The following is a 26,888-nucleotide window of genomic DNA, read 5'->3' as shown; positions in this document are numbered from 1 at the left end:
GGGCCGCCGGCACCACCGTCCGGGCCCGCCCGGAGAGGGCAAATCCCCTGCTGGAGGGCACGCCGGCACCGTCGGGCCACGAGGTCGGCGGGCCACCGCAGTCGCAAAGGTTACCCCCGCCGAAAAAATAGACGAACGTGCGAACCCGTCGGCCGAACGCATCGACGGCCGTCCGATCCGGCGATCCCCCCGAAGATCGGCGCTGCCGATGATGTGGACAGGAAATTCCTATCGAGGGATCTGCACCTGTCTTATGAAAACACTGATCACAAGGGTCGACGCCGGCAATTTTCTGGCGGACGCGGCCCCTGCTCCGGCCTCCGCCGCACAACGTCAGATGTGGCAGCTCAGCCGCCTCGACCCGGGGACGACCAGCTACCTGGTGCCGCTGGCGTACCGGCTGCACGGTCCGCTGGACGTGCCGGCCCTGTCGGCCACACTCGACGACCTGGTCGCCCGGCACGCCGCCCTGCGCACCACCCTCGCCCCGGCCGCGGACGGCGCGCCCGGCGATAACGACGCGGCGGTACGCCTGGTCCAGGTGGTCCACGAGGCGCGTCCGGGGCTCCTGCGCGTGCACGACCTGAGCGGCCTGCCCACCTGGCAGCGTGACCAGGAGCTGCAGGCCCGGATGCACGCCGAGGCGCACACCCCGATGGACCTGGAACGCGGCCCCGTGGTCCGCGCCCTCCTGCTGCGCTGCGCCCCGGAGGAGCACGTCCTCCTGCTGACCTTCCACCACGTCGCGGTCGACGAGTGGTCGCTCGGGCTCCTCCACGACGAGTGGGAACGGCTCTACGCCGCGCACCGCGCGGGACGGCCGGCGCGCCTCGACCCCGTCGAGGTCGACTGCCGCGACCACGCGGTCCGGCAGCGGGACTGGCTGAACGGCCCGGAGGCGGCCGCCCAGCTCGACCACTGGCGCGCGGAGTTCACGGACGCGCCGGCCGTGCTGGAGCTGCCCACCCGGGGCCCGCGCCCCACCGTGCCGTCCAGCGCGGGAGCCACCCTGTCGGTGCCGCTCGACGTCGACGCCGAGGCGCTCGCGGCGCTGTGCCGGCGGGCGCGCGTCTCCCCGTACATGGTCCTGCTGGCCACGCTGCACGTGCTGCTGGCGCGGTGGACGGGGCAGCGCGACATCGTGGTGGGCACGCCGGTGGCCAACCGGCGGCGTCCCGACACGCAGCGGCTCGTCGGGCTACTGCTGAACACCGTCGCCGTGCGGGCCCGGCTGGACGACGACCCGTCGTTCGAGACGCTGCTCGGGCGGGTGCGCACCGCCGCCCTGGAGGGCCTGAACCGGGAGGAGCTTCCCTTTTCGACGGTGCTGGAGGCGCTGCGTCCACCCCGCCGGCCCGGCTTCACCCCGCTGTTCCAGGTGATGTTCGTCTACGGCCGCGAGGCGGCACCCCCACGACTCGACGACCTCCAGGTCACCGCGGTCGAGGTGCCGATCGACACCGCCAAGTTCGACCTCACCGTCTCGGTCCGGGAGAACGCCGACGGCCTGCGCACGGCGCTGGAATACCGCACCGAGCTGTTCGACGCCGACGCGATGGCCCGGCTCGCCGGGCACTTCCAGACGCTGCTGCGCTCGCTGCTGGCCGACCCGGGCGCGCCGGTCGGCTCGGCCGCGATGCTCACCCCCGAGGAGCACCGGCGGCTCGTCGGCGAGTGGAACCGCACCGCCACCCCCGCCGAGCCCGACGACCTGGTCCACCTGCTGATCGAACGGCAGGCGCGGCAGACCCCGGCGGCCGTGGCGGTGACCGACGGCGACGCCGCGCTGAGCTACCAGGAGCTGCACGTCCGGGCCGAGGCGCTGGCGGAGACGCTGCGCGGGCGGGGCGTCGGCATCGGCAGCCTGGTGGGGGTGCTCCTGCCCCGCGCGGTCCCGTTCGCCGTGGCGGTCCTCGCCGTGCTGCGGACCGGCGCGGCCTACGTACCCATGGATCCGGCCAACCCGCCGGCCCGGCTGCGGTACCTGATCGCGGACGCCGCCGCGCCGGTCGTGCTCACCTGCGCCGAGCTGGCGCACCTGGCGCCCGACGGCACGGCGCTGCTGGTGCCGGGTCCGGACACGCCGGTCGCGGCCGCCGAACCGGCCCGGGGTGGCGGGCCGCGGCGGCGCGCCCGCCGCCGGCCGCAGCCGTCGGCCGGCGACCTGGCGTACGTCATCCACACCTCCGGCTCCACCGGCCGCCCCAAGGGCGTCCTGGTCACCCACCGCGGCGTGTGCAACTACGTGCGCTGGGCGGCCCAGGCCTACCGGCTGCGGCCCGGTGACGTGGTCCCGCTGCACTCGTCGATCGGGTTCGACCTGACCGTGACGAGCCTGCTGGTCCCGCTGGTGAGCGGCGCGACCGTGCGGATGATCGGCGAGCACCTCGGCCCCGAGGCGCTGGGCGAGGCGCTGCGCGAGCAGCGGACCCCGTTCGGGCTCGTCAAGATCACGCCGGCGCAGCTCGACCTGGTCCGCCACCAGCTCCGTCCCGCCGAGCTGGCCGGCCGCACGCGGTGTTTCGTGATCGGCGGCGAGAACCTGCGGGCCGACCAGGTGGCGCCGTGGCGGGCCCACGCGCCCGGCACCGCGCTGGTCAACGAGTACGGGCCGACGGAGACCGTGGTGGGCTGCGCCGCGTACGAGGTCGACCCGTCCTCGCCCGGGGACGGGTCCGTGCCCGTGGGCCGGCCGATCGCCAACACGCAGCTGTACGTGCTCGACGCGTGGGGGAACCCGGTCCCGGCAGGCGTGGCCGGCGAGCTGTACGTCGGCGGGGCCGGCGTGGCGCGCGGCTACCTGAACCAGCCGCGGTTGACGGCCGAGCGGTTCGTCCCGGACCCGTTCTCGGCGGTCCCCGGCGCACGGCTCTACCGCACCGGCGACCTGGTCCGCCTGCGTCCGGACGGGCACCTCGAATACCTGGGCCGCACCGACCGTCAGGTGAAGCTGCGCGGCTACCGGGTGGAGTGCGGCGAGATCGAGGCGGCCGTCCGCCGCTGCCGGCCGGAGCTGGACGTGACGGTGCAGCTGCGCCGGGACGATCCCGACGACCCGCGGCTCGTCGCGTACCTCGTGGGCGGGTCGGACGCCGACGTCACGGACCTCCGCGCGGCGCTCGCCGCCGACCTGCCGTCCTATCTGGTGCCCGCCGCGTTCGTCCGGCTCGACGCGCTGCCGCTGACCGGCAACGGCAAGGTGGACACCGCCGCGCTGCCCCCGCCCGGCCGCGCGGCGGACGTGCCCCGGCAGCGGTCGGCGCCCCAGCCCGGTCCGGTCGCCATCGAACCGCCGGCGCCCGCGCCCGCCCCGGCCGGGTGGGACGCGGCCCGGGTACGCCTGGAGCGGCTCGTCGTGGACGTGTGGCGCGACGTGCTCGGCGTCGACCGCATCGGGGTGCGGGACACCTTCTTCGACCTCGGCGGCCACTCGATGCGGCTGCTGGCCGTCCTCGAACGGCTGCGCGACCGGCTCGGCGACGTCCTCACGGTCACCGACCTGTTCCGGCACCCCACCGTCGAGTCCCTGGCCACGTTCCTCACCACCGCCACCACCGGGACACCGGCGCCGGCCGCCGCGCCGGCCCCGACCGCCCGCGCCGGCGCGCACGGGGACACCGGCCGGCCGGGCGGCCTCGTCGCCGTCGTCGGCATGGCCTGCCGCTTCCCCGGCGCGCGGACCGTCGACGAGTACTGGCACAACATCCGCACCGGGGTCGAGTCGGTACGGGAGTTCAGCGTCGAGGAGATGCTCGCCGCCGGGGCGGACCGCGACCGGCTGGACGATCCGGCGTACGTCCGGGCCGGCACCTGGCTGCCGGGGATCGACGAGTTCGACGCGGCCTTCTTCGGGATCACGCCCCGGGAGGCGCAGACCCTGGACCCGCAGCACCGGCTGCTGCTGGAGTGCGCCTGGCACGCGCTGGAACACGCCGGCCACGACCCGTCCCGCCGTACCGGCCGGGTCGGCCTCTTCGCCGGGTCCGGCCGCAGCAGCTACCTGCTCGACCACCTGAGCGGCCACCCGGAGCTGACCGGCACCATCGGCGAGCACCAGCTCTCGATCAGCAACGACAAGGACTTCCTGCTCAGCCGGGTCGCCTACAAGCTCGACCTCACCGGCCCGGCGGTCACCGTCGCCACCGCCTGCTCGACGTCGCTGGTGGCCGTGCACCTCGGCCGGCAGAGCCTGCTGACCGGCGAGTCCGACCTGGTTCTGGCCGGCGGCGTCAGCATCTTCCCGGCGCAGCGCCGCGGCTACCTCTACCACGACGGCGGGATCTACTCCCCCGACGGGCACTGCCGCCCGTTCAGCGCGGACGCGCGCGGCAGCATCGAGTCCAGCGGCGTCGGCATCGTCGCGCTGAAGCGGCTGGAGGACGCCCTCGCCGACGGCGACACCGTCTACGCGGTGATCCGCGGTTCCGCGATCAACAACGACGGGGCCCGCCGCACCGGCTACACGGCGCCCGGCGTCGCCGGTCAGGTCGAGGTGGTCAGCAGCGCGCTGGCCGTGGCCGGCGTGGATCCACGCTCGGTGAGCTACGTCGAGGCACACGGGACGGGCACCAGCCTCGGCGACCCCATCGAGGTGGCCGCGCTGACCGAGGCGTTCCGGCGCGGCACCGACGACCGGGGCTTCTGCGCCCTCGGCTCCGTCAAGGCCAACATCGGGCACACCGACGCCGCCGCCGGGGTGGCCGGGCTCATCAAGACGGTCCTGGCCCTCTGGAGCCGTACGCTGCCGCCCGCGATCAACGTGCGCGAGCCCAACCCGGCGATCGACTTCGCGGGCAGCCCGTTCTACCTCAACGACAGCGCCCGCCCGTGGACCGCCGACGGGCCGCGCCGGGCCGGGGTCAGCTCGTTCGGCATGGGCGGCACCAACGCCCACGTGGTGCTGGAGGAGCCGCCGGCCACACCGGCGCCGCCCGCCGAACCGGCCCCGGGGCCGCACCTGCTGGTCGTGTCGGCGCGTACCGGCGAGGCGCTGGACCGGCAGGCCCGCCGGCTCCGCGACTGGCTCGCCGGGCGTCCCGAGGTGGACCTCGCCGACCTCGCGGCCAACCTGGGCCGCCGCCAGTCCATGCCCCACCGGCGGTTCCTCGTCGCGGCGGACCGCGCCGACGCGCTGGCCGCCCTCGACACGCCGCAGCGCCAGTTCACCGGCGTGCACCCCGGCGGCCGGCGGCCGCTGGTGTTCGCCTTCCCCGGGCACGGCGCCCAGCACGTGGCCATGGGCGCCGGCCTCTACCGCGACGAGCCGACCTACCGGGCCGTGGTGGACGAGTGCGCCGACCTGGTCCGCGACGACCTGGGGCTGGACCTGCGCACCGTGCTCTGCCCGGCGCCGGACCGCCACGCCGAGGCCGAGCGGCTGCTCGCGCAGCCCCGGCTCGTGCAGCCCGCGCTCTTCGTCACCGGGTACGCGCTCGCCCGGTCGCTGCTCGCCCGGGGCGTGACCCCGGACCTCATGGTGGGGCACAGCCTCGGCGAATACGTGGCGGCCTGCCTGGCCGGCGTCTTCTCCCTGGCCGACGCGCTACGCCTGGTCTGCGCGCGGGGCGCGCTGGTCGAGCGGACGCCGGCCGGGGCGATGCTCGCCGTGAGCCGGCCCGAGGCCGCCGTGGCCGCCCTGCTGGACGACCGGACCTCGCTGGCCGCCGTCAACGCCCCGGAGCTGTGCGTGGTCTCCGGTGACCCGGAGGCGATCGGGGCGCTGCGGGAGCGGCTCACCGCCGACGGGGTCGACTGCCGGCCCCTGCGGGTCGCCCGGGGCTACCACTCCGCCCTGCTCGACCCGGTGCTCGACGAGTTCGCGGAGCACGCCCGCCGGGTCACCCTCCACGAGCCCGAACGGCCCTACCTGAGCAACCTGACCGGTGGCCCGGTCACCCCGGGGCAGGTGACCGACCCGGCGTACTGGGTGCGGCACATGCGGGAGCCGGTGCGGTTCGCCGAGTCGGCCGCGCTCCTCGCCGAGCAGGACGTGGTCCTCGCGGAGCTGGGCCCCGGGCACGCCCTCGGCGGCCTGGCCCGGCTGGCCGGCCTGCGACCGGGCCAGGCCGTGGCGGCCATGCGGCACCCGCGCGGCGACGCCGACGACCTCGCCACGCTGCTCGACGCGGTCGGCCGGCTGTGGCTGGCCGGCGCGCCGGTCGACTGGACCCGGTTCCAGGGCGGCGGGCGCCGCCGGCTGGCCCTGCCCGGCTACCCGTTCGAGCGGCAGCGGTACTGGGTGGACGCGGCCCCGCGCTCCGGCGCGGCGGCCGTACCGGCGCCCGCCCCGCCGGACGCGCCCGAAGCACCGGACGCGCCGGCCGCCCCCAGGCCCGTCGAGGCCGGCAACCGGCCGGCCCTGAGCACCGCCTACGTCGCCCCGGCCACGCCAACGCAGGAGCGGGTGGCGGAGATCTGGGCCGAGCTGCTCGGCATCCGTCCCATCGGGGCGCACGACAACTTCTTCGAGCTGGGCGGGCACTCGCTGCTCGCCACCCAGGTCGTGGTGCGGCTGCGGGCCCGGCTCGGCGTGGCGCTGCCGCTGGAGACGGTCTTCGCGCAGCCGACCGTGGCCGGGATCGCCGCGGCGCTCCCCGCGACCGTCGACGCACCCGCCGCGGTCGCGCCGGCCCCCGCCGCTCCCATGGCGCCGGCCATCCCCCGTGCCGACCCCGGCTCCGGCCCGGCGCCGCTCTCCTCCGGCCAGCACCGGCTGTGGTTCCTCGACCAGGCGTACGCGCAGAACGCGTACACGGTCAGCACCGCGCTGCTGCTGGACGGCGATCTCGACGTCGACGCGCTGCGCGGGGCCCTCGCCGAGCTGGTCCGGCGGCACGAGTCGCTGCGTACCGTGTTCCCGCTCGGCCCCGACGGCGACCCGGTCCAGGAGGTCCGGCCGGCCGGTCCGGTCGGCCTGCCGGTGCTGACCGCCCCCGGCGACGCGGACGACGCGGCGGCCCCACGGACCATCGTGGAGTCCGCGGTCGCCGACGCGGTGCCCGGATGGGTGCACGCGGCCCTGGCCGCCGACGTCCGGCGCCCCTTCGACCTGGCCGCCGGGCCGCTGTTCCGGGCCGTGCTGCTCCGGGTCACCGACGACCGGCACGTGCTCTCGTTGACCATGCACCACAACGTCTCCGACGGGTGGTCGCTCGGCATCATCGCGGGCGAGCTCGCGACCCTGTACGACGCCGCCCGGGAGGGCCGTCCCGCGCCGCTGCCCGAGCTGGCCGTCCAGTACGGCGACTACGCGCGCTGGCAGCGCGGCCGGCTGGCCGACCCGGACAACGACGACCTGCGCTGGTGGCGCCGGCAGCTCGACGGGGTGGCCAGCGTGCTGGAGGTGCCCACCGACCGGCCCCGGCCACCCGTGCAGACCTTCGACGGCGCGGTCAGCACCCGGGTCCTGCCCGCGGAGACCGCCGACGGGCTGCGCCGGTTCAGCCAGGCCCGGGGCGCCACCCTGGCCATGACCGTGCTGGCCGCGCTGAAGGCCCTGCTCTGGCGCTACACCGGCCAGCGCGACATCTGCGTCGGCACGCCGGTCGCCGGGCGGGTCCGCGCCGAGCTCGAACCGATGGTCGGCTTCTTCGTCAACATGCTGCCGCTGCGCACCGTGCTCGACGGCGAGTGGACCTTCGCGGAGCTGCTCGCCGAGGTGCGGCGCACCGCGCTGGGCGCGTACGACCACCAGGAGGTGCCGTTCGAGCGGCTCGTGGACCTCGTCGACGCGCCCCGCCACCTCAGCCGGAACCCGCTGTTCCAGGTGATGTTCAACCTGCTCAACGTGCCCGAGCAGCGGGAACTGGGCACGACCGGGCTGCGGATGGTCCCGTTCGCCGTCGAGCCGGGCATCGCCCAGCAGGACCTGGCGCTGTACGCGTACGAGGTGGACGAGGGGCTGCGGTTCCGGCTGGAGTACAACACCGCGCTGTACGACGCCGGGACCGCCGAGCGGATGATGGGGCACCTGGAGACGCTGCTGGCCGCGGCCGTCGCCGACCCCGACGTCCGGCTCGCGGACCTGGCCGTGCTCACCCCCGCCGAGCGGGACCGGTTCGCCGGATGGAACGACACCGCCACCGAGCCGGGCTGGCCGGTGCCGGGCCGGCCCAGCCTGGTCGACCTGATCGCCCACCAGGTCGCGACGCGGCCGGACCGCCCCGCCGTGACCTTCGGCGCGACCACGCTCAGCTACGCCGAGCTGAACGCCCGGGCCAACCGGCTCGCGCACCGGCTCCGCCGGGCGGGCGTCGGACCGGACGTCACGGTGGCCGTCTGCCTGCACCGCTCGGAGGAACTGCCGGTCACCCTGCTCGGCGTGCTCAAGGCCGGCGGCGCGTACGTGCCGGTGGACCCCGACTACCCGGCCGAGCGGCAGCGGTACGTGCTGACGCACAGCGACGCCCGGGTGCTGGTCACCGAGGCGGGCCTGGCGGACCGGTTCACCGGTTTCGCGGGCGAGGTGGTGTGCGGCGGCGCGGCGCTGGACGCCGAGCCGGCGACCGACCCCGAGGTGCCGGCCGGTCCCGACGACCTCGCGTACGTCATCTACACGTCCGGCTCGACGGGCCGCCCCAAGGGGGTGCGGGTGAGCCACGGCGCCGTGGTGAACACCCTGGCCACCATGCGCGAGCGGCCCGGCCTGACCGGCGACGGCACCATGCTCGCGATGGCGAGCTTCGCCTTCGACATGTCGGTGCCGGAGCTGTTCCTGCCCCTGGTGGTCGGCGCCCGGATGCTGCTGGTGGGCCGCGACGTCGCCTACGACGCGCCCCGGCTGGCCGGCCTGCTGCGCACCGAGCGGGTCACCCTGGCCCAGGGCACCCCGGCGACCTGGCGGCTGCTCATCGAGTCCGCCTGGGCCGGGACGCCCGGCCTGACCGCCGTGTGCGGCGGCGAGGCGGTGTCCGCGCCGTTGGCCCGGCAACTGGCCGAGCGGGTCGACGCGCTGTGGAACCTCTACGGCCCCACCGAGGCGGCCGTCTGGTGCGCCATGGACCGGATCGAGCCGGGCTTCACCCAGCTCACCATCGGCCGCCCGATCGGCAACATGCGCGTGCACGTGCTCGACGCGCGGCTCGCCCCCACCCCGGTGGGCGTGCTGGGCGAGCTGTACCTGGGCGGTGTCGGGCTGGCCCGGGACTACCACGGCGACGCGGCGCTGACCGCCCAGCGGTTCGTGCCGGACCCGGACGGCGGCGGCCGGCTCTACCGCACCGGCGACCTCGGCCGGCGGCTCGCCGACGGCCGCGTCGAGTTCGTCGGCCGCAGCGACTCGCAGGTCAAGGTGCGCGGGTTCCGCATCGAACTGGGCGAGATCGAGGCGGTGCTGCGCCGCCACGAGTCGGTCCGCGACGCCGCCGTCGTGGTCCGCGAGGACGGCGCCGAGAAGTCCATCGTGGCGTACCTGACGCTGGCCGGCGCCGGCGGCGACGCCGGCCCGGACCGGGCGGAGGTCACCGCCGACTTCGACGTCGACGCGGCGCCGTGGCGGGCCTTCGCCCGCACCTGGCTGCCGGACTACATGGTGCCGTCGGCGTTCGTGGTGCTCGACCGGATGCCGCTCAACGCCAACCGCAAGGTCGACCGGTCGGCCCTGCCCGCGCCCCGTCGCGGCGGCGCCGCCGTCGGCGCCACCCCGCCGGACACCCCGCTGCGCAAGGCGCTCGCCGAGCGGTGGGCGGCGGTCCTCGGGTACGACAGCGTCGGCATCGACGACGACTTCTTCGACCTCGGCGGCGACTCCTTCAAGGCGATCAAGGCCCTGGCCGGCAGCGACCCGGCGATCAGCGTCCTCGACCTGTTCCGCCACCCGACGATCCGGGGCCTGACCGAGCACCTCGACGCGACCGGCGGCTCGGTCGGGCGCCTGCTGCACGAGCTGACCCCGGCGCGGCCGGGCACGCCGACGACCCTCACGCTGGTCTGCGTACCGTTCGGCGGCGGCAGCGCCATCACGTTCCAGCCCCTCGCCGACGCGCTCCCGGCGGGCGTCTCCCTCTACGCCCTGGAACGCCCCGGCCACGACGTGAACCGCCGCGACGAGCCCCTGCTCGACCTGGACGAGCTGGTCGACGGCTGCGTGGCCGAGGTGGTCGAGAAGATCACCGGCCCGGTGGCCGTGTACGGGCACTGCGTGGGCGGCGCCGAGGCGGTCGAGCTGGCCCGCCGGCTGGAGGCGGCCGGCGTCGACGTGACCGGCGTGGTCATCGGCGCCCACTTCCCCGCCCCGCGGCTGCCCGGCCGGGTGTTCGGCTGGCTGCGGCGGTGGTTCCCGGTGGAGCGCTGGACGTCGAAGCGGCGCACCCTGGAGTCGCTGCGCGCCATGGGCTTCTTCACCGAGGTCTTCGACGAAAACGAGAAGGACTTCGTGATGCGCGTGGTCCTGGCCGACTCGGCGAAGGGTGAGGACTACTACACCGACGTGTACGCCGCGGGCCTGCCCCGGAAGCTGGCGGCCCCGCTGGTCAGCGTCGTGGGCAGCGGCGACCGCGCCACGGAGTTGTACCAGGAGCGGTACCTGGAGTGGGAGTTCTTCGCCGACCGGGTGTCGCTGGAGGTCATCGAGGGCGCCGGCCACTACTTCGCCAAGCACCAGCCTGCCGAGCTGGCGGACATCATCCTGGCGCACTGCGCCGCGCCGCCCGCTCCGCGGGAGGCGCAGCCCGAGCCGGCGCCCGAGCCCGAGTCCACGCCCGCGTCCGAATCCACGCCCGCGTCCACGCTGCCGTGCCGGCAGCCGGCGGCCCCGCGCCGCGCCATGCCGAGCCTGGCGGTGTTCTACCTCATCGCGATCGGTCAGCTCGTCTCGCTCATCGGCAGCGGGCTCACCGGTTTCGGCATGAGCCTGTGGGTCTACCAGCGGACCGGGTCGGTGTCGCTGTTCGCCACGGCCACCGTGCTGGCGCTGCTGCCCGCCGTGGTCCTCTCCCCCGTCGCCGGCGCGCTCGCCGACCGGTGGGACCGGAGACGCCTCATGATCCTCGCGGACTGCCTGGCCGCCACGGGCACGGTGAGCCTCGCGCTGCTGCTCTGGCTCGGCCAGCTCCAGCTCTGGCACGTGTTCACGGCCATCACGGTCACGGCGGTGGCCACCGCGTTCCAGCAACCCGCCTACCTGGCGGCCGTCACGCAACTGGTGCCGAAGCGGTACTACGGGCGGGCCAACGGCATCGTCTCCCTCGGGACGGCCACCAGCACGGTGCTGGCGCCGCTGGTCGGTGGCGCGCTGGTGATCGCCGTCGGGCTGCGCGGGATCGTCGTCATCGACCTGCTCACCTTCGCCGTGGCGGTGCTCGTCACCCTGTCGGTCCGCTTCCCGGACACCCTGTTCGTCAAGCGGGAGGAGCCGTTCCGGCGGGAGGTCCTCGGCGGCTGGCGGTTCATCGTCCGCCGGCACGGCCTGGTCGCCCTCGTGGTGCTGGTCGCCTCGCTGAACTACTTCTTCGCCATGGTCGAGGTCCTGGTCACCCCGCTGACCCTGTCCTTCGGCGACCCGGCCGTGCTCGGCCGGGTACTCGCCGCCAGCGGCGTGGGCATGGTGGTCGGCTCGGTGCTCATGGGCGTGTGGGGCGGCACGGCCCGGCGTGCCACCGGGATCCTGGTCAGCGTCGTGCTGCTGGGCGTCTCGCTGCTCACCGTCGGCCTGCGCCCCAGCCCGCTGTTCCCGGCGCTCGGCCTGTTCGGCATGGGCCTGGCCACGGCGCTCGTGAACACCCACTGGCTGGCCATCGTGCAGGCCAAGGTCGGGCTCGAACTCCAGGGCCGGGTGCTGTCCATGGGGCAGATGCTGTCCTGGCTCATGGTGCCGGCCGGCTTCCTCAGCGCCGGCCCGCTCGCCGAGCACGTCTTCGCCCCGCTGGCCGCCCCGGGCGGCGTGCTGGCCGGCGTCGTCGGCACCGGCCCCGGACGCGGCATGGCCCTCGCGGCGATCGTGGCCGGGCTGTGCGCGCTCGCGCTGGCGGCCGCCGGCATCGCCTACCGGCCGATCCGGAACGTGGAGGACGAACTGCCCGACAACGACCCCGGCACGATCATCCTCGCCGACAAGGACCGGCTCCAGGAGGAGGCCGACCGGCGGCTCGCGCTGCTGCGGAGCGAAGGGGCCCGCCGGTGAGCGCCCCCACCCGGCCCGCCGGCCCGACGCGCCGGAGCACCGGCCGCCGCGCGACCGGCGATCCGGCCACCGTGGACTGCCTGCACCGGATGGTGGCCGCGCAGGCCGCCCGTACCCCGGACGCGGAGGCGGTCCGGCACGGCGACCATGCGCTGTCCTATCGGGAGCTGGACGAGGCGGCGAACCGCCTGGCCCGGGTGCTGCTGCGGCGCGGCGTGAGCCGGGAGGACCGGGTGGGCGTCTGCCTGCCGCGGACCCCCGACCTGGTGGTCGCCCTGCTCGCCGTGTTCAAGGCCGGCGCCGCCTACGTGCCGCTGGACCCGGCGTACCCGCCGGAGCGGGTGGCGTTCATGACCGCCGACTCCGGCGTGCGGCTGGTGCTGACCCGCTCCGGCCTCGCCGGCCGCTTCCCCGACACGGCCGTCCCCGTCGACCGGCTCGACCCGGTCGAGGACGCGACCGACCCGGCGGCGCCGGTCACCCCGGCGAATCTCGCGTACGTCATCTACACCTCGGGCTCCACGGGACGGCCCAAGGGCGTGGCCATCGAGCACCGCTCGGCGTCGGTGCTCATGCACTGGGTGCGGCAGACCTTCGACGACGTGGAGCTGGGCGGCCTGCTCGCCGCCACCTCGGTCTGCTTCGACCTGTCGGTCTTCGAGATCTTCGGTCCGCTCTGCTGGGGCGGCCGGGTGCTGCTGGTCGACGACGTGCTGGCGCTCGCGGCCCCCGGCGCGGAGCGGCTGCCGGTCACCCTGGTCAACACCGTGCCGTCGGCCATGGGCGAGCTGCTCACCGCGGAGGCCCTGCCGGCGAGCGTACGGACCGTCTGCCTGGCCGGGGAGCCGCTGACCGCCGCGCTGGCCGCCCGGGTCTGGTCCCGCCCGCACGTCCGCCGGCTCCGCAACCTCTACGGCCCGTCGGAGGACACCACCTACTCCACCTGGGCCGAGGTGCCGCCGGACAGCGGGGACCCGCCGATCGGCCGGCCGCTGCCGCGGACCCGCGCCTACGTCCTCGACCCCGACGGGCAGCCGGTCCCGCCCGGCGAGCCGGGCGAGCTGCACCTGGCCGGCGACGGCCTGGCCCGGGGCTACCTCGACCGGCCGGAGGAGACGCGGGCCCGGTTCCTGCCCGACCCGTTCCGGCCCGGCGAGCGGATGTACCGCACCGGCGACCGGGTCCGGCTGCGGCCGGACGGGCAGCTCGCCTACCTGGGCCGGCTCGACGACCAGGTGAAGCTGCGGGGCTACCGGATCGAGCTGGGCGAGGTGGCGGCCCGCCTCGCCGCCCTGCCCGGCGTACGCGAGGCGACCGCCGCCGTGCGGCCCGGGCCGAGCGGCGACCCGCTGCTGGTCGGCTACCTGGTGGGCGAGCGGCGCGACGACGTCCGCGCCCGGCTCGCCGAGGCGCTGCCCGCCCCGCTGGTCCCCGCGACCGTGGTCTGGCTGGACCGGCTGCCCACGCTGCCCAACGGCAAGGTGGACCGCTCGGCCCTGCCCGCACCCGTCCTGGGCGACGACACCGCGGCAGCCGAAACCCTCGACGGCACGGCCGGCACGGTGGCCGCCGTCTGGCGGGAGCTGCTCGGGGTGCCGGTGACCGGCGCCGACAGCGACTTCCTCGCGCTCGGCGGCGACTCCCTGCTCGCGGTCCGCTGCGCCACCCGGCTGGCCGCCGCCACCGGCCGGCCCGTCGGGCCGGGTGACCTCTTCGCCCACCCGACCGTCGCCGCACTGGCCGCCCACCTCGACGGGCTGGCCCCGGACGCAGAGCCGGTCGCCGAGCCGGCCGGTCCGGCGCCGGGCGGCACCGACCCGCTCTCCGCGGCGCAGACCCGGCTGTGGTTCCTGCACCGGCTCGACCCGGCCGACACCTCCTACCTGCTGGCCTTCGCGGTCCGGTTCGCCGCGCCGCTGGACCCGGACCGGCTGACCCGGGCGCTGCGCCGGGTGGTCTATCGGCACCCGGCCCTACGCACGGTCTTCCCGGACGGGCCGGACGGGCCGGTGCAACACGTCCAGCCCGCCGGCGAGGTGACGCCGGTCGTCGTGCCGCTCGCCCCGGGCATGCCGCTCGACGCGTGGCTGCCCCGGCTCGCCGCCGAGGCCACCCGGGCGCCCATGGACCTGGCGACCGGCCCGCTGCTCCGCGCCCACCTCGTGCCGGACGACGCCGGCCGCGCGCTCGCGCTGCTGCTGGTCGTGCACCACATCGTCTGCGACGACTGGTCGTTCGGCGTGCTCGTGCGGGACCTGAGCCGGGCGTACGACCGCGAGGGCGACCCCACGGCGGCGCCCGAGCAGCCGGCGGCCGGTCCGGCGGCGTTCGCCCGTTCCCAGCGGGACTGGCTGGCCGGGCCGGCGGGACAGCGGGCGGTGGCCGACGTGCTGGCGGAACTGCGCGGCGCCCCCGACCTGCTCGACCTGCCCGCCACTCCGCGGACCACGCTGGACGCCCGCGACGGCTCGACGTCCGGCGCAGCACCGGTGACCACGCAGGACGGCCGCGAGGGCTCGGCATCCGGCATTGCACGTCGGACCGGACCGGACGCGCGCGACGGACGGCCTCCCGGTGCCGCGCTGCGGACCACCCTGGACGCCGCCACCGCCGGAGCGGCCCGCGACCTGGCCCGGGCCGGACGGGCCAGCCTGCACATGGTCGGACTGGCCGCGTTCGCCACCCTGCTCGGCGCCGCCACCGGCCGGCGCGACCTGCTCGTCGGCGTCGCTTTCGCGGGCCGGACCAGCGTCGCCGCCGAGCAGAGCGTCGGCTGCCACGTCAACACCCTGCCGCTACGGCTGCGGCCGGCGCCCGGGCGCAGCTTCGCCGACCTGCTCGCCGAGGCCCGCCGGGTCACCCTGTTCGCCGCCGCCCATCAGGACGTGCCCTTCGACCTGCTGGTGGAGCGGCTGCGGCCCACCCGCCGGCCCCGGCGCAACCCCCTCGTCCAGGTCGCCTTCGGGGTGCAGAACGCGCCGCCGGCCCGGCACCGCGGCGCGGCCGGGGTCGAGTTCACCGGCGTCGAGCTCACCCCGGACACCGCCCGGCTCGACCTGACCCTCTGGCTCGACGAGCGGCGGGACGGGCTGGCGGCGCTCTGGACCTACCGCACGGACCTGTTCGACCACGGCGGCGTGGCCGCGTGGCACCGCCGGTTCGGCGCGGTGCTGCGTACCGCCGCCGCCGACCCCGGGCGCAGTCTCGCCGACTGCGCCGACACCGCTGGAGAGTGAGAGATGACTGAGCAGAACCGGGTCGCGCGGCCCATCCCCCGGCGCGGCCGCGAGCGGAACCTGGTGGACGTACGCCCCGACTGGCCCGGCGGGCCGCTGCCGGCGCTGGTGCGGGCCAACGTGCCCGACATCGACCTCCCCGGCTGGCTGGCCGGCCACCGCGACGAGGTCGACGAGCTGGCCCGGCGTGCCGGGGCGGTGCTGTTCCGTGGCTTCGCCGTGGCCGGCGCCGGCGACTTCCGCAGCGTGATGGCCGCCCTCTCCGACGACGTGCTCTCCTACGGCGAACGCTCCTCACCGCGCAGCCAGGTCACCGAGGGGGTGTACACCTCCACCGAGCACCCCGCCGACCAGCCGATCGTGCTGCACAACGAGCAGTCGTACACGGTGAACTGGCCGCTGCGGATCATCTTCCACTGCGAGGTCGAGCCGGGCGCCGGCGGGCGCACGCCCCTCGCGGACAGCCGCCGCGTGCTGGCCCGGCTCCGCCCCGGGACGGTCGCCGAGTTCGAGCGGCGCGGCGTGCTCTACCGGCGCAACTACCTGCCCGGCATCAGCCTCTCCTGGCAGACCGCGTTCCAGACCGAGCGGCGCGAGGAGGTCGAGGCGTACTGCGCCCGGGCGCTCATCGACGTGGAGTGGGTGGGCGACCGGCAGCTGCGCACCCGGCAGGTCCGCCCCGCGGTGCGCCGCCACCCCGTCACCGGGGAGCGGACCTGGTTCAACCACGCGCTGTTCTTCCACGTCACCTCGTTGCCCGACGACGTCAGCGCCGGCCTGCGCGCCGCCCTGAGCGACGAGGACCTGCCCTACCAGACCGCGTACGGGGACGGCACGCCCATCGGAGACGACGTGCTGGCCGAGCTGCGGGCCGCGTACGCGGCGGAGACCCGCTCCTTCGCCTGGCAGCGCGGCGACGTGCTGCTGGTGGAGAACATGCTGGCCGCGCACGCCCGGGAGCCGTTCACCCCGCCCCGCCGGATCCTCACCGCGATGTCCGACCCGGTCGCCGCGCCCGAGCTGACCGAGGCGCTGCGGGCCGTCCCGACGGGAGGTCGGGCATGAGCGGGCCGGGGCCGCGGCGGCGCGCCACCGGCACGGTCACCGCACCGGTGACCCGGCGGGTGCTCGTGGACGAGGAGTTCGTGCTGCTCGTCGAGGCCGCCGTGCCCGACCTCGACCTGGCCGCCTGGCTCGCCGGCCGCCACGACGAGCTGCTGGCCGACCTGGACCGCCACGGCGCGGTGTTCTTCCGCGGCTTCGACGTGCGCACCCCCGACGACTTCAGCCTGGCCGCCCGCGCCGTGAGCCCGGACCTGCTCGGCTACCTGGAGCGGGCCGCACCGCGGCACGAGGTGGCCGACCGGGTGTTCACCTCCACCGAGTTCAACGCCGAGCAGTGGATCCCGCTGCACCACGAGATGTCGTACTCGCACAACTGGCCCACCCTCCTCTACTTCTGGTGCGCGCAGCCGGCCACCGGCAGCGGCGGGGCCACCCCGCTGGCCAGCGAGCGGGTCATCACGCCGCTGATCCCGGCCGACGTGCGGGAACGGTTCCTGCGCGCCGGCGTCAGCTACGTGCGCAACTACGGCCCGCACCTGGACCTGCCCTGGCAGGAGGCCTTCCAGACCACCGACCGGGCGGAGGTGGAGGCGTACTGCGCCGCCTCGGCGACCGAGTTCACCTGGCTGGGCGGGGACGGGCTGCGGACCCGGGCCCGGCGGCAGGCGGTCGCCACGCACCCGCGTACGGGGGAGACGGTCTGGTTCAACCACGCCCACCTGTTCCACGTCTCCAACATGCCGGCCGAGGTGTCCGGCGCACTGCTGCGCGAGTACGGCCCGGACGGGCTGCCGCGCAACGCCTACTACGGCGACGGCGAGCCGATCCCCGACGAGGTGGTCACCGGCATCCGTGCGCTGTACCGGCAGCACGCCGTCTCGGTGCCCTGGCAGCGCGGCGACGTGCTGGTGGTGGACAACTTCCTGGCCACCCACGGCCGGGAACCCTTCAGCGGCGACCGGCAGATCCTGGTCGCCATGTCCGACCTCTACGTCAATCGGAGTGTGGTGTGAACGGATACCGTCTGTCGCCGATCCAGCGCCTGGCCTGGGCCGGGAAGCAGGACCTGGTCCGGGCGCGGGTCCAGCTCGACCGGCCGCTGGACCGGGCCCGGTTGCAGTCCGCCGTCGACACGGTGGTGGCCCGGCACGAGGCGCTGCGGCTGACCCTGGTGCACCACCCCGGGCTGCGGGTGCCGTTGCAGGACGTGGACGACACCCGCGCCGTGACGGTCGGGGCGCAGGGCGACCTGTCGGTCACGCTGACCGACGACCTGCTGGAAGTGGCCGCCACCCCGCTGATCGCCGACCCGGCGAGCCTGCGGCTGGTCCTGGCCGACCTGGCTCGGGCGTACGCCGGCGAGGCGCTGCCGGACGACCCGGAGGCGTTGCAGTTCCTCGACGTCGCCGAGTGGCAACTGGAGGAGCGGGAGCAGGCGCCGGCTCCCGACCCGGCCGCGCCGGCCGCCCGGCTGGTCACCCCGCCCGGCGACGACCCGAGCGCGGTCGTCACCGCGACGGTGCCCGCCGCCGCGCTCGCCGACGCCGCCCGGGCCGCGGACGTCGAGCCGGGCACCGTGCTGCTCGCCGCCTGGGCCCTGGCCGTGTCCCGCCGGGCCGAGGCGCCCGACGGAGCCGACGAGGCGGACCTGGTGCTGGCCCGGTGGAGCGACGGCCGGCAGGCCGACGGCACCGCCGGGGTGGTGGGCCCGCTGGGCGGCTACGGGCCGCTGCGGCTGGCGCTGCCGTTGCCGTCCGCCCCGGCCGACCTGCTGGCGGGTGTCCGCGCCGCCGAGGTCGCCGCCGAGGAGACGTTCCACCTCGTCGACCCGGTGGACGAGCAGTCCGGGGCGGTCGCCGGCTTCGCGCTGCTGCCCGCCGTGGACGCGTCCACTCTGGCTCGTCTGGGCGCCGCCGCGGTGACGGTCGCCGACCCGGCGCCGGCCGCCGGCCCGCAGCTCACCGCGCTGGACGAGGGCGACCGGGTCACCCTGCGCGTGGTCGGCGGGCAGTGGCTGCTCGACTCGCTGCTGGCCGTCCTGCGCACCCTGCCCGCCGCGCTCGGCGGCGCCGCCCCGCTCGCCGTGCTCGGCGACGGGGAGGCCCGCTGGCTGTCCGACGCGGCCGGGACCCCGTCCGAGGCGTCCGCGCGTACCCTCGTGGACCTGCTCGACGCGGGCCTCGCCGGGATGGCCGCGGACGCCACCGCGGTGGTCGCCGCGGACGGCGCGTACACCGCCGGGGAGGTGCGTGATCGGGCCGGCCGGCTGGCCGGCGCCCTCGCGGCGCGCGGCCTCGCCGGCGCTCCGGTCGGGGTGCTGGCCGCCCGGTCCCGGGACACCGTCGTGGCGTTCCTCGGCGTGCTGCGGGCCGGGTCGGTGTACGTGCCCCTGGACCCGGACGCCCCGGCGCCGCGCCTGGCCGCCCAGCTCCGGGCGGCCGGCGCGGAGTGTGTGGTCGGCGCCGGCGGCCCGGCGACCGTGAGCGTCGCGGACCTGGTCGCGGCCGGCGGTCCGCCGCCCGCCGTGCCGCCGGTCCCGGCCGACTCGGCGTACGTGATCTTCACGTCCGGCTCGACCGGCACCCCCCGCCCGGTCCAGGTGTCGCACGGCGCCGCCGCGCACCTCGCCGGAGCGCTGGAGCAGACCGTGTACGCGGGCAGCCGCCCCGGCCTGCGGGTGGCGGTGAACGCCCCGCTCACGTTCGACGCCTCGGTCAAGCAGCTCGTGCAGCTCGGCCACGGCCGCGGCCTCTACCTGGTGCCCGAGGAGGTCCGCCGGGACGGCGCGGCGCTCGCCGCCGCGCTGGCCGGCAACCGCGTCGACGTGCTCGACCTGACCCCCGCCCAGCTGCGCATCCTGCTCGCCGGCGCCGGGGACACCCGCCTGCCCGGCCTGCTGCTGCTCGGCGGCGAGGCGGTCCCGCCGGATCTGTGGGAGACGGTGGCGGCGCTGCCCGGCGTCCGCGCCGTCAACCTGTACGGCCCGACCGAGTGCACGGTGGACACCAGCGCCGCGGAGATCCGCGCCGGGGACGCCCCGACCATCGGCCGGCCGCTGCCCGGCGTCCGGGTCTGGGTGCTGGACGAGCGGCTGCGGCCGGTGCCCCCGGGCGTGGCCGGCGAGCTCTGCGTCAGCGGGCCACAGCTCGCCGACGGCTACCTGGGCGACCCGGAGACGACCGCCCGGCGCTTCGTCGAGGTGGCACTGCCGTCCGGCGGCACCGCCCGGGTCTACCGGACCGGCGACCGGGTCCGCTTCGACGCCGACCGGCGGCTGCGCTACCTGGGCCGCCTGGACGACCAGGTGAAGATCCACGGGTTCCGGGTGGAGCCGGGCGAGGTCGCCGCCGTCCTGCGCGGGCACCCCGAGGTGGCCGACGCCGCCGTGGTCGCCCGCGACGACGACGGGTACGGCGACCGGCTCGTCGCCTACGTCCGGCCCGGCGAGCGGGCGGCCCCGGCCGTCGACGTCGACCGGATCGCCGGGGTCAACCCGCACGAGACCCGCTACCTGTACGACGAGATCTTCGTCCAGCAGGTCTACCTGCGCGACGGCATCGTGCTGCGGCCCGGGGCGACCGTGCTCGACGTGGGCGCGAACATCGGCATGTTCTCGCTCTTCGTCCACGCCGTCTGTCCGGATGCGACGATCCACGCGTTCGAGCCGGTGCCGTCGGTGGTCGACGTGCTGCGCCGCAACGTCGCCGAGTTCGGCGTGCCGGCCACCGTGCACGGTTTCGGGCTGGCCCGGGCGGCCGGTGCGGTGTCCTTCACTTACTACCCGGGCTACTCGATGATGTCCGGCCACGCCGCCTACGCCGACCCGGACGCCGAGGTCGCGGTGATCAAGCGGTACCTGACCAACGAGCGCGACGCCGGCGCGGACGAGCGGGACGTCCTGCTCGGCCGGGTGGACGAGCTGCTCGCCGAGCGCTTCGCCGGCCGGCAGCTCACCGTGCCGGTGCGGCCGCTCTCGGCGGTCCTGGACGAGCTCGTCCCGGAGCGGATCGACCTGCTGAAGATCGACGTGCAGCGGGCCGAGGCGGACGTGCTGGCCGGCCTGGAGGACCGGCACTGGCCGCTCATCGCGCAGGTCGCCATGGAGGTGCACGACGCGCCCGGCGCCGACACCGCGGGCCGGCTCGCCGAGCTGGTGGCCCTCTTCGAGGCGCGCGGGTTCACCGTGGTCACCCGGCAGGACGACCTGCTGGCCGGCACCGACCGGCACACCCTGCACGCCGTGCGCCCCGGGTACGCCGACGACCCGCGCCCGGCGGTGGTCACCGCGGCCGCGCCGGCGGCCGGCCCGCTGTCCGAGCGGCTGTACGGCTGGCTGGCCGACCGGCTCCCCGCCCACCTGCTCCCGGCCGCGGTCGTGCTGCTCGACGAGCTGCCGCTGACCCGCAACGGCAAGCTCGACCGGGCAGCCCTGCCCGCGCCCCGCCTCGGCCGGCCGGGCGCGGGGGCCGGTGTCTCCCCCGCCAACCGGGCGGAGGAGATCCTGGTCGAGGCGTGGCGCGAGGTGCTCGGGGTGGCGGACTTCGGGGTGACGGACAGCTTCTTCGCCCTGGGCGGGGACTCGATCCGCAGCATCCAGATGCAGGTGGCGGCGCAGAAGCGCGGGCTGTCCTTCCAGCTCAACGACATCTTCACCCACCAGACGATCCGCGAGCTGGTCGAGCACGGGCAGCTCACCCTCGACGGTGTCGAGACCGGTCCCGGCCCGGTGGAGGCCGGGCGGTTCGCCCTGGTGTCCGCCGCCGACCGGGAGCGGCTCCCGGACGGGCTCGCCGACGCGTACCCGATGACGGCGCTCCAGCAGGGCATGGTCTACCACGGCGAGCTGACCGGCGACCCGGCCATGTACCACAACGTCACGGCGCACCGGATCGCCGCGCCGCTGGACGCCGCGGCGCTGCGCCGCGCGCTGGCCGGGCTGGTGGCCGCGCATCCGGTGCTGCGGACCGGGTTCGCGCTGGGCGCGTACTCCGAGCCGTTGCAGCTCGTGCACGCGGACGTGCCGGTCGAGGTGCCGGTGACCGACCTGGCGGGCGCTGACCCGCAGGCCCGCCGGGCGCGGATCGACGACCTCGTCGCCGAGGAGCGGGTACGCCCGTTCGACTGGGCCCGCCCGCCGCTGCTGCGGCTGCACGCCGTGCGGGAGGACGCCGACGCGTTCACGCTGATCGTCGCCGAGTACCACGGCATCCTCGACGGCTGGAGCCTGCACCGGTTCCTCACCGACCTGCTGGCCGCGTACGACGACGAGCGGGCCGGCCAGGCCCGCCCGGCGGACCCCGGCCTGCCGTTCCGGGAGTACGTGGCGGCGGAGCGGCGCGCCCTGGCCGACCCGGCCACCCGCCGGTTCTGGCTGGACGGGGCGGGCGCGGCGCCGCCGCTGCTGCTCGGCGGGGCGCAGCCGCGGACCACCACCACCCAGCGGGTGCCGCTGCGGGCTGGCACCACGGAGGTCGTCGGCGAGGCCGCCCGGGCCGCCGGTGTCCCGGTCAAGTCCTGGCTGTTCGCCGCCCACCTGCGGCTGATCGGCGAACTGGCCGGCCGGGACGACGTGGTGAGCGGCCTGGTCGTCGGCGGCCGGCCGGAGGGCGAGGGCAGCGACGCCACCCTGGGCCTGTTCCTCAACACCCTGCCGGTACGCGTGGCGCTGGGCACCCGGTCCCCCGCCGAGCTGGCCGCCGAGGTGTGGCGGGCGGAGCGGGAGCTCATGGGACACCACCGGTTCCCGCTCGCGGAGATCGTCCGGGCGGGCGGCGCCGGCCCCCGCTTCGACCACTTCTTCAACTGGACGCACTTCCCGCACGGCCCCGCCGACGGCGGCAGCCGCATCGTGGACAGCCGGGGCGTCACGGTCGACGTGGCGTTCAGCCTCGCCGTCGACGCCGAACTGGACGCCGGGACCGGCCGGCTGGCCCTCACCGTCCAGTACGACCACCGGCACGTGCCCGCGGAGCGCGTGGACGCCCTGGCCGACGGTTTCCGCCGGCTGCTGGTCGCCGACCCGGCCGCGCCCCTGCCGCCCGTCGCGCCCGCCGGGCCGGTGGCCGGCGACGCGCGCGGCGAGTGGGCCGTCCGGGTGGCGGGGGCCTGGCAGGAGGTGCTCGGGGCCGCACCGCGCGACCCGGCCACCGACTTCCTGGCCGCCGGCGGGGATTCGCTGCGCGCCCTGCGGCTGGTCACCGTGCTGCGGCAGCGCCACGGCAGTGACCTCACGCTGCCCGAGTTCACGGCGCTGGGCAGCTACGGGGCGCTGGTGGACCGGGTGGCCCGCTCGTGACCGGTCTCGGCACGGCCGCCGTGCACGGCGACGACGGCCTGGTTCCCGGTGGTGCGGTGGCGCCGCCGATCGTGCAGAGCGCGACGTTCAGCGCCGAGTCCGACGAGCGGTTCACCGAGATCGCCACCGAGGCCCGGGGCAGCGCCTTCTACACCCGCTACGGCAACCCGAACCACGCCCAGGTGGCCGCCGTGGTCGCCGAACTGGAGGGGGCGGAGACGGGCCTGGTCACCGCCTCCGGCATGGGCGCGATCAGCACGATCGCCCTGGCCCTGCTCTCCGCCGGCGACCACGTGGTGGTGCAGCGCAGCACGTACGGCGGCACCACCGCGCTGGCCACCGGCCTGCTGGCACGGTTCGGGGTGTCCGGCACGCAGGTCGACCAGACCGACAGCGGGGCGTTCGCGCGGGCGCTGCGCCCGGAGACCCGCCTCGTGCTGGTGGAGACGCCGAGCAACCCGCTGCTGGAGCTGACCGACCTGGCGGCGGTGGTCGCCTCGGCCCACGCGGCGGGCGCGCTCGTGGTGGTCGACAACACCTTCGCCACGCCGATCAACCAGCGGCCGCTCAGCGCCGGGGCGGACCTGGTGTGGCACAGCGGCACCAAGTTCCTCGGCGGTCACTCCGACGTGTCGGCGGGCGTGGTGGCCGGTCCCGCCGGGCTGATCGAGCGGGTGTGGCGGACGTCGATCGTCACGGGCAGCACGCTCGGCCCGGTGGACGCCTGGCTCCTGCTGCGCGGCATCCGCACCCTGCCGCTGCGGGTGCACCGGCACAACGCCAACGCACTGGCCCTGGCCCGGGCCCTGGAGGGGCATCCGGCGGTGGCCCGGGTCCGCTACCCGGGTCTGCCGTCGCACCCCCAGCACGACCTGGCATGCCGCCAGATGACCGGTTTCGGCGGGGTGCTCGGCGTCGACCTCGCGGCGGGCCGGGCGGGGGCCGGCGCCCTGCTGGCCGGGCTGCGGCTCGCGAAGCGCGCGGCCAGCCTGGGCAGCGTGAGCACGCTGGTGGTGCATCCCCGGTCCATGTGGGCGGGGATCGTGGACGCCGGCCAGCTGGAAGCCACCGGCATCGGGGAGGGGCTGGTCCGGGTGTCCACCGGCATCGAGGACACCGACGACCTGGTGGGCGACTTCCTGGCGGCGCTCTCCACGGTGCCGATCTGACGCGGGGCGGACGCCGGTGCATGGTCCGGGCGGCAACGGGAAACGGACTGCCGCCAGCAGCACCGACGGACGCCAGGAGCCACGTCATGACGGACCTCTCGCCCACCGGGTCGCCGCCGCAGGCGGGCGACGGCGGCTTCGCCGTCGTGGAGATGTTCACCTCGCAGGGCTGCGAGAGCTGCCCGCCCGCCGAGGAGGTGCTGACCGAGATCGAGCGGGACGCCCGCCGGCGCGGCGAGCCCGTCTTCGCCCTCGGCTTCCACGTCGACTACTGGGACCACCTGGGCTGGCCCGACCCCTACGCCGCCGCCGCGTACACCGCCCGGCAGGAGGCGTACGCGCGGGCGTTCGGCACCGGGCACCTCTACACGCCGCAGATGGTGGTCAACGGCACCGCCGAGTTCGTCGGCTCCGACCGGCGGCGGGCGGCCGACGCGATCGCCTCCGCGCTGTCGGCGCCGGCCACCGCACCGGTCGGCCTGACCGTCGGGGCGGCGGGCGGCGGCCACGTGGCCGTGGACTACCGGGTCGACCGGCCGCCCGCGCGGGGCATGCTGCACGTGGCCGTCGTGGAGCGCGGGCTGGAGAACGACGTGCCCCGGGGCGAGAACGCCGGCCGCCGGCTGCGGCAGGACAACGTCGTACGGGCCTTCACCTCGGTCGGCCTCGCCGCCGAGGAGGGCCGGGTGGACCTGACCGTGCCCCCGGACCTCGATCCGGCGCAGGCGTCGGTGGTCGGCTACGTGCAGCAGGAGGGTGAGCGGGCCGTGGTCGGCGCCGCGGCCGTGGACGTGTCCGCCTGAGCCATGCCCCGCGCCGCACACCCGAGGAGCACTGCCTGATGAGCATCGCCCAGCAGCAGAAGCGCCTCACGCCGAACGTCACCCTGCTCCTGCTCGCCTCGATCATCGTGTCGTTCGTCGCCGCGTCGACGGCCCCGAGCCCGCTGTACGGGATCTACCAGGCGCGCTGGCACTTCTCGCCGATCACCACCACCCTGGTGTTCGCCGTCTACGCCGTCGCGGTGCTGGCGTCCCTGCTCACGGTGGGCAAGCTCTCCGACCATGTGGGGCGGCGCCCGGTCCTGCTCGCCGCGATCGCGGTCGAGATGATCTCGCTGGTCATCTTCGTCCTTGCCGGCGGCGTACCCGAACTGGTGGCCGCGCGCATCGTGCAGGGCATCGCGGCCGGCGCCGCCACCGGCGCGGCGGCCGCCGGCATGCTCGACATCGACCGGTCCCGCGGCACGCTCGCCAACTCGATCGCCCCGGGCATCGGCACCGGCGTCGGTGCGCTGCTCTCCGCGCTGCTCGTCCAGTACCTGCCCGCACCGACGCGTCTGGTGTACCTCGTCCTGCTCGTGGCCCTGCTCATCCAGGGCATCGGGGTCGTGCTGATGCCGGAGACGGTCACACCGATGGCGGGGGCCCTGCGGAGCCTGCGGCCGGAGATCCGGCTGCCCCGCGTGGTACGCGGGCCGCTGCTGGCCGTCGCCCCGGTCGCCTTCGCCGTCTGGGCCCTCGCGGGGTTCTTCGCCGCGCTCGGCCCGGCGCTCGTGCGTGCCCTCATGAACTCCTCGATCGTGCTCGGGGGCCTGAGCATCTTCGTCTTCGCCGTCTTCGGGTCCGCCGCCGTCCTCGTGCTGCGCGACCGGCCCGCGCGAACCGTCATGCTCACCGGCATCGCCGCGCTCGTCGTCGGGATGGTCATCACGCTGGTGTCGGTCTCCGCCGACTCCATCACCGGTTTCTTCGTCGGCCTCGCGTTCGGGGGCGTCGGCTTCGGGGGCGGCTTCCAGGGCAGCCTCAAGACCGTCACGCCGCTGGTCGAGGCGCACGAGCGCGCCAGCGTGCTCTCGCTGCTCTACATCATCTCCTACGTCGGCTTCGGCCTGCCCACGGTGATCGCCGGCTTCCTCGTGGTCCACGGCGGCGGCCTGCGCCGGACCGCCGAGGAGTACGCGGTCGCCGTCCTCGTGCTCGCCGTGGTCGCCCTGCTCGCGCTGCGCCGCACGGGCCGGGAGACGCGGGTCGGCGCGCGATAGCGTCGGGGGAATGCACAACCCGTCCGGACCGGCCGACCTGACCACGGCCGAACGCGCGATCGACGCCCGCTTCCGGGCGCTCCTCGCCCGCCTGCCCCGGCGCGGGCCGGCCGGCTGGCTGACCGAGTTCGCGGTCTTCGGCCTCAAACAGGCCTGGGCGTGCGTCTTCGGTGGGGCGATGCTGGCGGTCATCTTCGCGGCGCATCTCTGGTATCCGCCGGACGCCGCGTTCGCGCGCAACGACTTCCTCACGCTCGCGGCCGTCGCCATCCAGATCGCCATGGTGGCCGGCCGCCTGGAGACCCTGCGCGAGCTGCGGGTCGTGGTGCTGTTCCACCTCGTCGGCACGGCCATGGAGCTGTTCAAGACGCAGGTGGGCTCCTGGTCCTACGCCTCCGACGGCCTGCTGCGGCTCGGCGCCGTGCCCCTCTTCAGCGGCTTCATGTACGCCGCGGTCGGCTCCTACCTCGTCCGGGTGAACCGGCTCTTCGACCTGCGTTTCACCCGCTACCCGAGGCGCTGGGTGACCGCCGTGCTGGCCGCCGCCGTCTACGCCAACTTCTTCACCAACCACTACCTGCCCGACGTGCGGTGGCTGCTCATCGCCGCCGTCGCGCTCGTGTTCGGCCGCTGCGTCATGCAGTTCCGCATCTTCCGGTTCCGGTGGCGCATGCCGCTGCTGCTGGCGTTCCTGCTCGTCGCCTTCTTCATCTGGCTCGCCGAGAACATCGCCACCTGGTCGAACGCCTGGCTCTACCCCAGCCAGCTGGGCGGCTGGCACCTCGTCTCGCCCGCGAAGCTCGCGTCCTGGTTCCTTCTCATGATCATCTCGGTGGTGCTGGTCACCTGGATCTCACCGCCGCAGCCGCCCGACGACGAGCCGGCCACGGCGGCGGACGCGACCGGCGCGCCACCCGCCGCCGTCCCCCGCTGAGCCACCGCGCCGGCGGCCCTCGTCAAG

9 protein-coding genes are annotated in these 26,888 nt (G+C 75.8%); all 9 read left to right on the top strand.

The features are described 5' to 3' along the window. The first annotated feature begins 337 nt into the window (after window positions 1-337). Window positions 338-12,118: a non-ribosomal peptide synthetase/type I polyketide synthase gene (locus GCE86_RS03475; protein ID WP_163636963.1), complete on the top strand. Its 11,781-nt coding sequence runs from the start codon at window positions 338-340 to the stop codon at window positions 12,116-12,118. Further along, window positions 12,115-15,354, top strand: coding sequence for a non-ribosomal peptide synthetase (locus GCE86_RS03470; RefSeq protein WP_154225563.1), 3,240 nt, complete (start codon window positions 12,115-12,117; stop codon window positions 15,352-15,354). The genes GCE86_RS03475 and GCE86_RS03470 overlap by 4 nt, the downstream gene beginning before the upstream one ends. Window positions 15,355-15,357: 3 nt before the next feature. Beyond that, complete coding sequence (locus GCE86_RS03465; protein WP_154225562.1) at window positions 15,358-16,419, top strand: TauD/TfdA family dioxygenase; 1,062 nt, start codon at window positions 15,358-15,360, stop codon at window positions 16,417-16,419. Next, window positions 16,416-17,432, top strand: a complete 1,017-nt coding sequence (locus tag GCE86_RS03460; RefSeq protein ID WP_154225561.1) for a TauD/TfdA family dioxygenase — start codon at window positions 16,416-16,418, stop codon at window positions 17,430-17,432. Before GCE86_RS03465 ends, GCE86_RS03460 begins: the two co-directional genes overlap by 4 nt. After that, a complete protein-coding gene (locus tag GCE86_RS03455; protein WP_154225560.1) occupies window positions 17,429-22,714 on the top strand; it encodes a non-ribosomal peptide synthetase in 5,286 nt (1,761 codons plus the stop codon). The genes GCE86_RS03460 and GCE86_RS03455 overlap by 4 nt, the downstream gene beginning before the upstream one ends. Next, window positions 22,711-23,883: a trans-sulfuration enzyme family protein gene (locus tag GCE86_RS03450; protein ID WP_154225559.1), complete on the top strand. Its 1,173-nt coding sequence runs from the start codon at window positions 22,711-22,713 to the stop codon at window positions 23,881-23,883. Before GCE86_RS03455 ends, GCE86_RS03450 begins: the two co-directional genes overlap by 4 nt. 86 nt (window positions 23,884-23,969) lie before the next feature. Then, window positions 23,970-24,686: a DUF1223 domain-containing protein gene (locus GCE86_RS03445; protein WP_163636966.1), complete on the top strand. Its 717-nt coding sequence runs from the start codon at window positions 23,970-23,972 to the stop codon at window positions 24,684-24,686. A gap of 38 nt (window positions 24,687-24,724) precedes the next feature. Further along, window positions 24,725-25,927, top strand: a complete 1,203-nt coding sequence (locus GCE86_RS03440; protein ID WP_154225557.1) for an MFS transporter — start codon at window positions 24,725-24,727, stop codon at window positions 25,925-25,927. A 10-nt stretch (window positions 25,928-25,937) separates the two neighbouring features. Further along, window positions 25,938-26,861: a DUF817 domain-containing protein gene (locus GCE86_RS03435; protein ID WP_154225556.1), complete on the top strand. Its 924-nt coding sequence runs from the start codon at window positions 25,938-25,940 to the stop codon at window positions 26,859-26,861. Window positions 26,862-26,888 lie beyond the last annotated feature (27 nt).

The sequence above is a fragment of the Micromonospora terminaliae genome, assembly GCF_009671205.1.
GTDB classification, from domain to species: domain Bacteria; phylum Actinomycetota; class Actinomycetes; order Mycobacteriales; family Micromonosporaceae; genus Micromonospora; species Micromonospora terminaliae.
The sequence above is the reverse complement of the archived record's forward strand: the minus strand, read 5'-3'. Positions and strand labels throughout refer to the sequence as shown.